General features: G+C 61.2%; 8 protein-coding genes. All 8 read right to left on the bottom strand.

Annotated elements, in window-relative coordinates:
* Nucleotides 1–93: 93 nt before the first annotated feature.
* A complete protein-coding gene (locus NUW13_09535; GenBank protein MCR4439263.1) occupies nucleotides 94–2,205 on the bottom strand; it encodes an insulinase family protein in 2,112 nt (703 codons plus the stop codon).
* A 37-nt stretch (nucleotides 2,206–2,242) separates the two neighbouring features.
* Complete coding sequence (locus NUW13_09540; protein MCR4439264.1) at nucleotides 2,243–3,757, bottom strand: insulinase family protein; 1,515 nt, start codon at nucleotides 3,755–3,757, stop codon at nucleotides 2,243–2,245.
* Between the two features lie 23 nt (nucleotides 3,758–3,780).
* Nucleotides 3,781–5,727, bottom strand: coding sequence for a DUF3857 and transglutaminase domain-containing protein (locus tag NUW13_09545; protein MCR4439265.1), 1,947 nt, complete (start codon nucleotides 5,725–5,727; stop codon nucleotides 3,781–3,783).
* Nucleotides 5,728–5,758: 31 nt separating this feature from the next.
* Entirely contained in the window at nucleotides 5,759–7,747 is a 1,989-nt protein-coding gene (locus NUW13_09550) for a DUF3857 domain-containing protein (GenBank protein ID MCR4439266.1), read from the bottom strand.
* Between the two features lie 300 nt (nucleotides 7,748–8,047).
* Nucleotides 8,048–8,647, bottom strand: coding sequence for a cell wall-active antibiotics response protein LiaF (gene liaF, locus NUW13_09555; protein ID MCR4439267.1), 600 nt, complete (start codon nucleotides 8,645–8,647; stop codon nucleotides 8,048–8,050).
* 180 nt (nucleotides 8,648–8,827) lie between these two features.
* Nucleotides 8,828–9,235: a class I SAM-dependent methyltransferase gene (locus NUW13_09560; protein ID MCR4439268.1), complete on the bottom strand. Its 408-nt coding sequence runs from the start codon at nucleotides 9,233–9,235 to the stop codon at nucleotides 8,828–8,830.
* Between the two features lie 177 nt (nucleotides 9,236–9,412).
* Nucleotides 9,413–12,346: a hypothetical protein gene (locus NUW13_09565; protein ID MCR4439269.1), complete on the bottom strand. Its 2,934-nt coding sequence runs from the start codon at nucleotides 12,344–12,346 to the stop codon at nucleotides 9,413–9,415.
* 69 nt (nucleotides 12,347–12,415) lie between these two features.
* Nucleotides 12,416–12,976: a hypothetical protein gene (locus NUW13_09570; protein ID MCR4439270.1), complete on the bottom strand. Its 561-nt coding sequence runs from the start codon at nucleotides 12,974–12,976 to the stop codon at nucleotides 12,416–12,418.
* Between the last annotated feature and the right edge of the window lie 26 nt (nucleotides 12,977–13,002).

The raw sequence follows: 13,002 nt of genomic DNA on the forward strand, positions 1-13,002 counted from the left end.
TTTCTACCTCATGGTCAATGCCTCGGAAAAGCCCTGCCCCTCAGCAGTGTCGGCCAAGGGGCAGGGGCAAATCCGAAGAGGGCGATCGCGCCGCTACTTCTCAAACCACGCGGGGTCAACAGGGACGTTTAGCCGCACCTCTTTGAACACGGTCTCTGACTGCTTCTTCCCACCGACGCTGACCACCGACCGGAACGGGATCCAGGCGTAGCCTAATTGCTTGTAGTCAGAGAGAACTTCTTCGTGTTGGGCCGGGCCCTGCTCGCTCACGTCCTGGTAGATGGTCCCCACCGGCCACATAGTCTTGGGGTCGGCCAGGATGTGGAACGGCGCCCGATCGTTCAGCACGAGCAGGTCGATGGCCTTGGCACCGGCGAACTCCCGTTCCCCAAGGTACTGCACCTTGTAGTCCGGCCAGTGCCCCAACACCCAGACGAGGTCACGCGCTAAGCTGGCCTTGTAGCTCTCCACTTGCGCCTGCGGCATCGGCATGGTCCCCTGGGCGGTCTGCATCCACCCTTCATCGCCTTTGACCACCATGGTCACCGGGCCCATGGGAGTGGTCAGCACGACGCGCATGCGGTCAGGATAGACGACGAGCAGCTCACCGGCAAGGGACATCTCACCTCCAGGCGTAGCCATGGTGAGTTCGACAGTGGCCTGGAGGTTAGCGATTTTCTCCAAGACGTCGGGGCTGCCGCAGGCCTCACTGACGAGCTCGATAAGGTTGCGGCCCTGAGCCAAAGTCAGCGGCGTCGGCGGCGGGATCTTCTCCGCCGGAGCCGGGATGGTGATATCGATGACGTTCACCTTCCCTAGCGCTGCCAGCGGCTCGTCGAAATCCTCTTCCTTGCCAACCACCAGGATGCGCACTTTGTCCGGGCGCAAGTACTCCTTTGCCACGCGCACAATGTCGGCCTTGCTCACCTTCTCGACCCCCTGTCTGGTCCTCTCCATAAAGTCCGGAGGGTAGCCGAAATAGGCGTAGGTGAGCAGGCGGTTGACAATTTTCGCCTTGGAATCGAACTCGAACACAAAGCCGTTGAGGAAGCTATCCTTGGCGCGCGCCAGCTCCTCGTCGCTCACCTCGGCGGTGCGCAGCTTTTCGAGCTCTTCCAAGATGAGGCGAATAGCCTTGACCGTGCTCTGCGACTTGGTCTGGCAGCCGCAGCTAAAGATGCCTGGATGGTCATAGCCCGCACCGAACCTTCCCCACACCGAGTAGGCCAGACCCTCTTCGGTGCGCACCCGCTTGAACAATCGCTCCAGCGATAGGATTTCGTTCATCACCAGCCACGCCGGATAATCGGGGTTGCGGAGCTCGCCCCCGATGTGACCGAGCATGATGTTGCTCTGGTTCACGTCCGGCTTGCGCACATAGCTGACGGAAAAGTCGTAGCGGTACTGTACCGCCGGCACAGGTGGCACCTGCTCGCGGCCCGGTTGCCAGGCGGCAAAGGCCTTCTCCAACTTGCGTCGCATCTCCTTGGCGGAAAAGTCGCCCCACACGGCCATCAGCACATTGTTGGGGAAGAAGAAGCGTCGGTGGAAGGCGACGATGTCATCCCGCGAAATCGCGTCGATGGTGGCGTACTCGGGGTGCCGCGCATAGGGACTCTGTGCACCGTAAATGAGCTTCTCAAACTCCCGATTGGTGATTTGCCCCACGTCGTCATTGCGGCGGGCAATGGCGGAGCGCTGCTCGATCTTGGCCAGCTCGATCTTCTCGTCGGGAAAGAGCGGATGCATCAACAACTCGGCCATCACCTCAAGGCCAGTGGCGATGTCCTCCTTGAAGACCGACACGGAGACATAGCCGGAATTCTCGCCGATGGATGACTCGACGCTGGCGCCGAGTTTTTCCAAGAGGCCATCGAGCTCGTCACCGGGGAATTTGGCGGAGCCTCCGGTGCGCAAGACCGTGCCGGTAATGGCCGCCAGTCCCACCTTGTCCGCAGGCTCATACACCGACCCGGTGCGAATCATTGCTCGCAGATCGATGGTGGGGTAGTCGTGGTCTTCCACAAGAAAGACCTTCATGCCGTTTTTCAAAGTCACGCTTTCCACCGGAGGTAAGGTGATCTGGCGAAGGGGCGGGTGCACGAACTGCTCTTTCGGGTTCTTTTGCGCCCAAAGCGCGCTTATCCATACGCCGCTGGCCAGCAGGGCAGCGGCAAAGGTGAACAGGTACTTCCGATTCTTCATTGCTCGTCCCTCGTAGCTATCGTGCAGTGGCTGTTTGCTATTGCGCAACGCTCTTTTCCGGCACGATCTCGCCGATGGTGCGATTGCGTGTCGTCAGATAAGTCTTTGCCACCCGTTGCACATCGGCCGCCGTGACCGCCTCGACACGATTGAGCTGCTCAAAGGTGGCGCGCCAGTCGCCCAACAGCGCCTCGGCGTTGGCCAGCATCTCGGCCATGCCTGCATTGGACTTCATCCTGTCCAGGAGTCCCTTCTTGCTCATGCGTTTGTACTTGGTCAGTTCCTCCTGGCTCACCGCAGTCTCCTTCAGCTTGTCGATTTCGGCATCAATCACCGCTAAGCACTCGACGGAGGTGTGGTCCTTGGCAGGGATGGCGTAGAAGGCAATGAGGTTGGGGTACTTGTCGCCCGGGAAGCCGTTGAAACAACCAGTTTGCACGGCAATCTTGCGCTTCTTGACCATTTCCTCGTATAGCCTGCTGGAGCGGCCTATGCCGACGATGTTGGCCAGAGCGTCAAGAGGATAGTGGTCCGCGTGGCAGATTGACGGACGATGGTAGCCCACAACCAGAACCGGTTCCGACTGCGCCACCACCTCGACGCGGCGCTGCCCCCATTGCTCTGGCTCTTGGGTACGCGGGCCCTCCGGTTTGGGGCCACTGGGGATGCGCCCAAAGTACAGCTCCGCCAGGCGGAAGGCCTCCTCGGCATCGACATCACCGACAATGGCCACCACCATGTTGCTGGGGATGTAAAACTTCCGGAAGTAGGCCTCCACGTCCCTTCGGGTGATGCGCTCCAGGTCGGACATGTGGCCGATAACTTCGTGGTGATACGGATGTGCCTTGAAGGCCGTGGCCAAAAAATCCTCGATGAGCCGCCCTATAGGCCTCGTCTCCAAGCGCAACCGACGTTCCTCCATGACCACGTCGCGCTCTTTGTAGAACTCGCGGAACACCGGGTTGAGGAAGCGATCGGAGGTGAGCGCCATCCAGAATTCCAGCCGGTTGGAAGGCAGAGAGTTGATGTACTGGGTGGCGTCGTTGCTGGTGTAGGCGTTCACGGCGCGATCGCCTTCCCTGCGCAGCAGGTCCACAAACTCATCGGTGACCACGTACTGCTTGGCCTCCGCCTCAAGGGTGGCAAATTGGTGTTGCAGCTTGCCAATTTTCGCCGAGTCGGGACGGGGCGCATGCCGTTCCCGCTGCAGCTCTTCGTAGACGGAGTCGAGGCGGGCCAATAGCACAGACTCCTGCGCATAGTCGGTGGTGCCCACGGTGGTGCTCCCCTTGAAGGCCATGTGTTCCAGCAGGTGGGAGATGCCGGTGATGCCGTAGGATTCGTTGGCGCTGCCCACGTCGGCGTAGACATGGAAGGAGGCCACCGGCGCATCTCGGCGTTCCATGACGATGACCTTCATGCCATTGCTGAGCACCTTGTCTTTGACCTTGCTCTTCATGGCCTCAAGACTCTGGGAGTAGAGGCTCCCAGTCATGAGGCCGAGGAGCAAGCATGCGGCCGCTGCCGCGCCTCCCAGGCGGGAAAGTCGCATTGCACTTCCTCCTGTGTTTGTCCTCACTGCACCTTTTCCAAGAGAATTATCGTGTTCCGGCGATGCACAAAGTCGTCGTACACAGCCTTGTAGAGGCCGTATTTCTCCACCGGGATGGTTTGCCGCCGCAAGAGGACGCTCTTTTTCTCCACCACCACGTAGGGATCACTTGCGACGGTCTGGTAATCGAGGGCCCATGAGCCGAACTCCTTTTCCACGGCGACCTTGGGCGGCAGGTAGGCTACGCGAATGCCCGCCGGCAGCCGGAAGCGCCGCTCGGACTGGAAGCTACAGTTCATCCCGATGTGGAAGGGGTACTTGCGCTCCTGCAGCGTGGGGCGATAGGGAGTCGCCTCCAAGAAGTCAAAACCCACCGGCGGAAGGGGGCAAATCATCATATCTCCCTCCGCCACGGCGTAGTCGGGCGAGTCGAAAGCCCAGGTCAATTGCGATGGAGCGGTGAGGTCCTTCAAGTTGGAAAGCGACCGCGTCGTGATCGCGGTCCCTTCGCCGACTCTGCTTGCCGCCTGATCGAAGAGTTGCTCCAGCTCCTTTGGGGTGAGATCCTTGACGCGGGAGCGCAGCCGGCGGTCAAAAGCGCCATCGAGGCGAAACTCCTCGCTGCCGCGCAGCGCGCCGTCGCCTGCGAAAGTGTACCCGCCGCGCAGCAGGAAGCTATTGACCTCGGCAGAGAATGGCGGCACGGTGACCAGCTCGCCGCCCTTTTCGGTGACGGCCAAGGCCTGCGTGCCGTCGCCGCCTGGGAAGTAGCCGTAACGACAATCTTCCGCAAAGGGGTCAAGCCACAGAACTTGGCCGCTCCGCAGCACAGCGCGCACGTAGATGGCGTCGAGCTGCTTCGGCGTAGGGATGTCGGACAGCAAGGCAGCGCCGTTGCGCTTGACAAAGGCGACGTCGGCGCGCACCCCCACCGCGCCGAGCAGAGCGGTGAGTAGGGTAGCTTTGTCCCGCCAGTCGCCGTACATGTTCTCCAACACCTGGGCGGCTGGATGGGGCGCATAGCCCGTCACCCCCAGGGGCAAGCTCACGTTGCGCACGCTGCTCGCCAGCCAGAGGTAGACCGCCCGCACTTTGTCTTCCTCGCTACCGAGGCCCTTAGTGAGCTCGGCAGCTTTGGCCTGGATGGCCAGGTTCGGCTGCACTTTCTCACGGAACTGCTCCCCGAGCCACATTCCCAAGGCTTCCCATGAGGGGCAGGAGCTGTACAGGAGCCGCGGCTCCATCTCCGGGGGCATGTTGGGCTCGGCAATGATTTGTGGCGCCTTCTCTACACGCCATGTGTAGGCCTTCTTGCCGCCCTTTTCTGAGACCAGCGGCTCTGGCACATCACCGGTAGCCTTGTAGGAAAACGCAAGCCCTTTGGGCACCACGACCGTGTACTCTTTGACCATGATGGGCTCGTCGCCCTGGAAAGTGGCTATGCCCCAGAAGTACTTGCTGCCGGTCTCATCGGCTCTGTGATAGGTTCGCCGCTTGAGCTCAAGGCACATGTTCGGCGCCACTTCCGGGTAGGAAATGACCCTCTGGTGGAAATCGGCATAGACAGCGGCATCCGCAAACTCGGGGGGGGTGATGTCGTTGATTGCGTCCTTCTCCACCGGGATCGGCGCCCCGATGCGTCTGCGCGTCTGCGCCAGGAGCACCTCCATGCTATCGGTCTTCAAGTTGTAGGTCCGCTTTAGGTCGGCAAACTTGGTCTTGCCGCGGTCGCGCAGGATTTTCACCAGGAAATGCTCGCTGGTCACCGCGCTGCCGTCGCTGTTCACCTCATGCACCACCTGCTCCAAGAGGACCACCGCACCGGCCTCCGGAAACTCCGAGAAGCGTGGCGACTCGCGCACCATTCTGCGTATGTCGTCGTCGGTATACTGCGTTTGGGCGGCGGCCATGGCAGCGAGGCACAGCCCAAGGAGCGCCCACAACAAGTGCCGCATCGAATGCCTGGTCATGGTCGTTTTCCTTTCCATTGACAGAGAGCGGTCAGTTCACCCTCTCCAGGATGATTTCGCCACGGGTGGAGCGCTGTGCAGTCTTCATCACCTCTTTGAGTTGCAGATATTCCTCTGGGGAGTAAATCTTGCGCTTCAGCGCCAGTTTGCTGGTGAACTGCACGGCCGCACTGTGCTCTGGCTCCTCAGCGCGTGTCTCGGCAAATCGCATGCTGTAGCCCACAGCAGGCCGTTCTACGCTCACCTCATTCGGCAAGGCTTTCACCCTGAATTTATTGGGGATGACGAGGGTCTCCTCGCACAGCGAGGCAAGGGTTGTCTGCAGATTGAACGGATAGGTGCGCTTGGGCAAGTTGGCAGCGCGCAAAAACTGCTTGCCCAGGATGTCAAAATCCCCACTTGCCAATGGGTTCTTCACCAGGAGGTATCTGCCGGCCTGCAGAGCAAAGTCCTGCGCCGTGAGACGAATATCCAGCGTGAGGGGATGGTACAGGTCCTCAGGGTCGCCAAAAGTTACCTCCTCCACGACCAACCCGGGAAAGGCAGACGCCCCCAATTCTTGGAACACGTTCTTGAGGCGAGCAGGCGGCAGCGCCTTCACCACCTGGCGGAGTGCCAAGTCGTAGATGCCCTTCGCTTCCACGTGGAGAAGGCCGGTCATGGAGCCGTCCTGGTGGAGCCTGGTGGTGGCGGTGAAACGAGCGGCGTTGTCCTCGGCAGGACTGTAGGGCGTGCGCGCCAAGCTGTCTCCGGCTGCCGTCAGCACCAGGGTCACCTGCTCCGCCTCCACCGACATGAGCAGGTCCATGCCGTTCTCCACGGTGGGGTCTATGTAGAGGTAGCCACCCTCCTGAGGCACGGCCACGATGCCATGACTCCATAGCAGGTTGGGAATCTCGGTGTACTGCTCATACCCTGCAGAGGTGTACACGACAAAAGCGGGGATGCCTACCTCGCGGAGCATCGCGGTGAGCAACACCGCCACGTCGCGGCATACGCCATACTTGGTCCCGTAGGTCTTGGTAGCGGGTTTGGGGTCGTACCCCGTCTTCTTGCCCAGGCCGATGCCCATGTAGCGCACCTTCTGCGCCACAAAGTGGTACAGCGCAAGCAGCGTGTCCTGCCTCGTCGCGCAGCCGCGTACCAAGCGGTGGGTTTCGGCGCGCAAGGCCTCGTTCATGTCGATGTACTGCTCGTTGAGCTGATAGCCCCAGCGGGAGATCTGTCGCCACGAGGCGATCGTCGAGGCCCATACCCCTGGCGACACGTTGATCAGCGAAGGCATGGCTGGCTCGAGCACGATGCGCGGCTGGTTGTCTGCCCACCAGCGGTAGGTGATTGCGCCATCCTCCTCGGTACGGGCAAAACGCACGCTCCCATGGGGATCGTTCTGCACCTGGTAGCGCAAAGGTCGTGCGGCCGGACCTCTCACCACCAGTTCATCGCGAACCACGGGGTCGATTTCCTGGAAGAGGTACGTCACATCGAACTCGCCCTGGATTACCGCACGGTGGCAGGTATCGATGACGGTGTACTCGGTAGCATCTCCCACCTCCAGGTTCGGAAAGGTAATGACCAGCTGCCGCATGTCCGGCTCGTAGATGTTCATGGCCGCCACTTCCGGGATGGTCTGGTCTTTGATGTTCTCTGGCGCCACATCAATCACCAAGCCATCGGGCTTGATCACTCTGGCCAAAGTGACGTGCACGTGGTCGTACTTGCGATAGTACTGGACGCGCTCCTGGCCATGCTGCTTCTTTCCCTCAGCGGTGAGAATCTTCCGCAGGCCGTAGAGCGTTGCCACGTAGGTGCCGTCAAGCTGGTACACGTACTCGGTCCTCATGTCCACCAGAATGGTGTTGGCCTCCGGGTGCTTCTCTGGCCCCCCGGCGGCAGCGAGCTTTGCCATGACCTCAGCTGGCGCCATGGCCTGCGCCAACGCTGTTGAGAACCATCCGGCCCCAGCAAGCGCAAGGGCCACGATCAGATGCAGCATGCCACATGCGTGGAGTTTCTTCATCTTCCGACTCCCAAAGGCTGATGCGCTGCCTCTGAAACGACAGTGCGTGTGCGCTACCGACGCACATCCGAAGCGCCCACGAGAACCACTCATATTACACGCAAGGCGATTCCCCTATTCTGCCTACCAGCCACGGTCCATTCATACGAACCCACAAGGTAAATGTTCCTCGCAGCGAGCCAGGAGAGCCTGAGGCCACATGCGGCCTTGACGCCGGCCGGAGGAGCCAGGCCGATTCCCGGCAGAGGTTTGGTGCAAGCAGCGCCATACCATGAGCGGCACCGGCGGGCTTTCCACAGATTAGCGCACGGTTATGTCGCCGGCAACCTGCGAAATCCAGACCGCCAGCTTCGCCTCTGCCTGGGCATAGTCGGGGCTCTGATAGGTAATGCCCGGACCAAGACCCGAACGCTTCTGCCCAAACACATCGACATCGCCCAGCACCGTGGTAGCGCGCACCGCCACCGGCGTTCCTGGCTTGACGCGAAGAGTCACCTCGCCGAAGGTCGATGAGACTTCGAGCTTTTGCTCGCCGGGGGCAATGTCGGCACGCGAGAGGTCCAGCTCCACGTCCCCGAACACTGTGTGCACGCTGCCACCACGGAAAGCCGTGGCCTCGCTGACGAGCTTGATGTCGCCCCACACGGCATGATGCAGAAACGCATCGCCGACGAGGCCCGTGCCTGGCGGCTCAGACGCCGCTTCCACATGCGGCAGAGCTCCCCACGGGCTGAATGCGTGGAGCAGCACGTAGATACCCGCCAGAATGATCACGAGCGGCCAGTAGCGCTCGAGAAGCTCCCAAAAGTCCAACTGCTCACGAGTGTGCAGAAGGAGCAGAACACCAAGGGCAATGAGGATGAGGCCCAAGAACAGGATGTGGAACCTGACCTCGCGCATGCCGCCTCCGCGGCTCCCCGGTTCGTGTACAATTCCCTCAACCTCTCATCTCTTAAAAGGCGAGCGCAACACGAGCCTCCTTGCGGAACAGGAGTGTGTACTTTCCTTGGCGCGCCAGCCTGAAGAGGCCTGTGCCGGTAACGCGCGTTGCGATGGCCTGCGGCCGCATGTGATGGTTCCTCACAGAAAGCGAGCCCTCGGGCTTAGCACTCGCCAGAGCTCGCGCAACACCGCCTCCGGCTCCTTCAAGTCGTGGAGGAAGTCGTACAGGACAGCGACCTCGATTGCCCCATCGGGCAAATATGTGGAACAGGGAGAAAGGACGGTGTGCACGTTGCCGAGGTGCTTATTTGCGGCCCGGCGCCGCACCATCTGCAACGCGCGCGGGTGGACATCGAGGGCATAGACCTTTCCCTCCTCGCCTACGAGCTCGGCCACCACAAGCACGTAACTTCCCGGGCCACACCCGTAATCGACCATCGCAAAGCCCGGCTTGATATCCACCTCACGGAGAATGCGCCTGCGCGGGCGAAGGAAATCGCCGACCCAGTAGGCGATGGCCATCAGCCTGAAGTCAAGGTCCATCATCGCGCCTCTCTGCTGTGATGAGCCCGTGCTGCGCAACAGCCGTCCGCCATCCAAAACGAGGCAGCCCTTCTGGCAGGGGAGAGTCTACCTCGGCTCCCTTCGCCTGGTCGGCCAATGTGTTCGGCCGCTGGGAAGACACCTTTCCGGCATGGTTCGCCGGCGTTTCAGGAAGCGGACTCACCGGAGAAGGACCACCTTCGAGCTGTCGCGCATATTTCCCGCTTCCGCCTGCAGGTAGTAGACGCCACTGGCCACTGGGTTCCCCTGCGCATCGCATCCATCCCAGCGCTCGCGGTAGCGCCCGGGGGCGCGCTGCTCATCCACCAGCACGCGCGTCACCTGGCCGGCCGCGTTCACCACTGTCAATCGCAACCTGGCCTTGGCGGGCAGCTCCACGAGGACGACCACGCTGCTGTTGAACGGGTTCGGATGCGGCGGCAGCAAACGGAAGCTCTCAGGGAGCAGGGCGGAGGGTCGATCGGGATGAACGCCGCTCGGAAGGGCAAACCAGGCGAGAATCTTCTGTAGCAGCTGGGTCGCCGTCGTCTTCGACGGCCCGCCAATGCCTTCGAATCCAAAGGCCAAATAGACCAGCTTGGCGCCCGTGCGTGCATCCTGCCCGTGCACCGCAGCCCCACCTTGGCTGGGCAGGTATTTCAGCATCACCACGCCGGGGGCAAGGGGAGTAACCACGTCCGGAGCAGTCTGGTTGCCCGCACCATACTGCCCCCGCAGGTTGATGACGAGTCCCGGAGCAATCGGATCGCCGGCCACACCCATGGCCAAATAGTCTGAAGTGGACGGCTGCACCAGCCCGATGTGCAGGAGGTCGGCACAAAAGGCCGAGTCGGGAGCCGAGCGTCGCGCCATCAGGTCGGAGGCGATGTTCTGGCCGGTGAGCAAGAGGTTTCTCCCCTTGGCGAGGTAGTCGGCGAGGGCCGCCTGCTCCACAGAAGTGAGGGTGGTGCTGTCGTCGTCGCCGGTAAACCAGATCACCGTGTCGTAGCTGGAGAGATCGGCGACCTTGGGCGGCCCCTGCTGGGCGGAGTTCCAGTAGTCCACGTAGGTGCCCAGTTCCGCCAGGGGGCTCAGGAAATAGCCCTCATAGGAAGCACCGCCGTCATCGTCCACCAGCAGCAGCGGCGCCCGTCCCACTCCAACAGTGAAGGTATCGCACGCGGCGTAGCCGCCGGCTGCGCCCATGCGGGCAACGAATGCCACACGTCGAGCGGTGGCAGTGTCGCTCACCGCGAACTCGAAGGGACCGACCGCTTTCTGCTCGCGGTGTTCCAAGAAACTTACCCTCGCTGTGTCTTGCCGAAGCGCAATCGCAGGATCCGGACAGGAGAGCACGATTTGCACATCCTCTGCGTCCACGCCGCGATTGTCGAGCAACAGGCTGAGCTGCACCATCTCTCCCGGGTCCGCGCGGCCGTCATTGTTGCCGGAATCATGGACAACGGTGGCAGCGACACAACCGATTGCCGGACGCGTCGTGGACTTGGCCTCCTTCAACACCCAGCCGTCTGGATCCAACAAGATGGTATCGGGGCGAACCTCGGTCTCCCATGACAAGGTGAGGTATCTTTCCTCCACTCGCGGCAAGAGAATCCACTCGTAACCTGCCGGGGCGCGCACGTTGATGAGCAGGGGCATGTGAAAGAGCGGGCCGATGGCCTGCTCCTGATCGATGAACATCTTCACCGCGTAACGGGGGGAATACCCCACCCCTTTATCGGTGACTCTGTAGCCGTAGAAGTATTCGGGGTGCCAGCGGTCATAGACCCATTCCTGAAAGAACCAGTCCAAAGACGTGCCAGCGACCTCCTCGCACACCCGGCAAAAGTCTTCGGTGGTGGCGTTGCCATATTCGTGACGTTGGCGGTAAAGGCGCAAGATCTCCTTGAAGGCCGAGTCGCCCACCATGCCGCGCAGCATGTGCAGGATCCAGGCGCCCTTGTTGTAGACGACTGCATCGAAAATGCCCATGGCGTTGCTCAGATCGTGGCGATAGACGGGCTCCTTGTATTGAAGAGCGTTGAGGCTCGTGTTCATGTGCGCATGATATGCCGCTTTGCCAGAATAGTACTCGTGGTACAGGGCTTCGGCATAAGAGGCGAATCCTTCATTCAGCCAGCAGTGGTGCCAATTCTCCACCGTGACGCAGTCTCCCCACCACATGTGGGCAAGCTCGTGCACAAAAACGTCGTCGTAGGTGTGTTGCCCAGTGATGTAATTGGGGTGGATAGTGGTCATTGTCTGGTGTTCCATGCCGCCAAAAATCATCTGGCACTCGGCCATGCCGTACTTCTCGTCGGCAAAAGGGTATTCGCCGAACCAATGTTCGAAGGCGGCCATGGCGCGCGGAACCACCGCAAAGTCCTCCTGGGCCTTCGCCACATCGCTCGGATAGACAAAATACTGGAGCGGCACAACTTTGCCACTGACGCTGGTGTAGGCATCGTTCAGCACCGTGTACTTGCCGGCGGTAAGGCATATGAGGTAGGTGGCAATGGGATAGCTCTCCAGCCAGGTAAAAGTCGTCGTGCCGTCGCCGTGGGGCTCCTGGGCGAGCGGGCGACCGTTGGACGCAACCACCATGGAGCTCGGTACGGTGACGACCATTCGCACGCTATCCGCTTTGTCGCCAGGGTAGTCGCGGCACGGCATCCACAGATAAGCATGGTAGGGGCAGCTGATGGTGTGCACGCTCGGGGCATTAGCCGCCCGCGCAAACACCATCCCAAGACCACCCACATTGCGCGGCTTGCCAGCGTAGTACACCGCCACCGCCGCATGCTCTCCCGGCGCCAGCGCATGGTCTAACTGCACGGTGAGGCGGTCATTTGCATGAACAAAGCCCGCACTGTTACCCACCACACCGCTCACCGTCAGGGCGCTGGAAAGATCCAGCTCAATGCTCTGCAAGGCGGAATCGCGGCTGCAAAAGCGCACGGTAGCGACGCCGCTTATGGTCTCCGTGGACGGGTCGATGCGCAGATGGAGTTCGTAGGAGGTGATGTCGAAGGGGTGTTGGGCCAAGAGTTGCGCCGCAACGGTGGCGACGACTGCAGTTCCCCCCAGGAGCCCAGACAGCAACCTCAGACGCATGGCATTCCTCCTCGTATCTTGCTGCCGCTCCAGCAGAGCAGCGGCCGACAGAAAGGCACAGGCGCTCCGCTACCACCGACTCAGGCGGTCGATCAGGCTGCGGAATTCGCCCGGCTGGATGTCTGGCCTGAGGTAGACCTTCTTCATGTAGTCCAGCGCGCCAGAGAGCCTTTCGAACTCGCGGAACAGGCGGCGGAACAGGGGCGCTGTCTGGCGCTCGGCGATCTCGTCCAGCTCACTCACTCCTAAGTAGGCCAGTTCCCCCTGCTTGAGGTAAAGGTCCAGCACGCCGATGTTGGTGACGTACTCCCGAAAGATACCCGTCGTAAACATGGTATAGTCGCCCACGTGGCGCCGGATTTCCCGTTCGTCGTTGGGATTGAACTGGGGGCTCTCCGGATGTGCACGTGCTTCCGCCTCCAAGAGCATCTCCACTATGGTGAGCACCTCTTTCCCACCCCAGGCCTTGAGGCGGTACAGGTTCTCGGTCCGCGCGAAACGTGTCAAGAGGTCGGTGAGATAGTCGCGCACGCCGTTGCCGCGCAACCCAAGGTCAACAAAAGTGCAGTACAGCCACTTGTCGAAGAAGCGGCGCAGTGCCGGTATGGAAAGCTCTCCCTGCCTCTGCATACGCTCCCTCCGCACGAGTCACCTTG

The organism is candidate division KSB1 bacterium (genome assembly GCA_024655945.1).
GTDB lineage: Bacteria > Zhuqueibacterota > Zhuqueibacteria > JANLFK01 > Oleimicrobiaceae > Oleimicrobium.

Bases quoted from the DNA above. Each gene is read 5' to 3' on its own strand.
- NUW13_09535 (MCR4439263.1), bottom strand. From the start codon at position 2,205: ATGAAGAATCGGAAGTACCTGTTCACCTTTGCCGCTGCCCTGCTGGCC.
- NUW13_09540 (MCR4439264.1), bottom strand. From the start codon at position 3,757: ATGCGACTTTCCCGCCTGGGAGGCGCGGCAGCGGCCGCATGCTTGCTC.
- NUW13_09545 (MCR4439265.1), bottom strand. From the start codon at position 5,727: ATGACCAGGCATTCGATGCGGCACTTGTTGTGGGCGCTCCTTGGGCTG.
- NUW13_09550 (MCR4439266.1), bottom strand. From the start codon at position 7,747: ATGAAGAAACTCCACGCATGTGGCATGCTGCATCTGATCGTGGCCCTT.
- liaF (MCR4439267.1), bottom strand. From the start codon at position 8,647: ATGCGCGAGGTCAGGTTCCACATCCTGTTCTTGGGCCTCATCCTCATT.
- NUW13_09560 (MCR4439268.1), bottom strand. From the start codon at position 9,235: ATGATGGACCTTGACTTCAGGCTGATGGCCATCGCCTACTGGGTCGGC.
- NUW13_09565 (MCR4439269.1), bottom strand. From the start codon at position 12,346: ATGCGTCTGAGGTTGCTGTCTGGGCTCCTGGGGGGAACTGCAGTCGTC.
- NUW13_09570 (MCR4439270.1), bottom strand. From the start codon at position 12,976: ATGCAGAGGCAGGGAGAGCTTTCCATACCGGCACTGCGCCGCTTCTTC.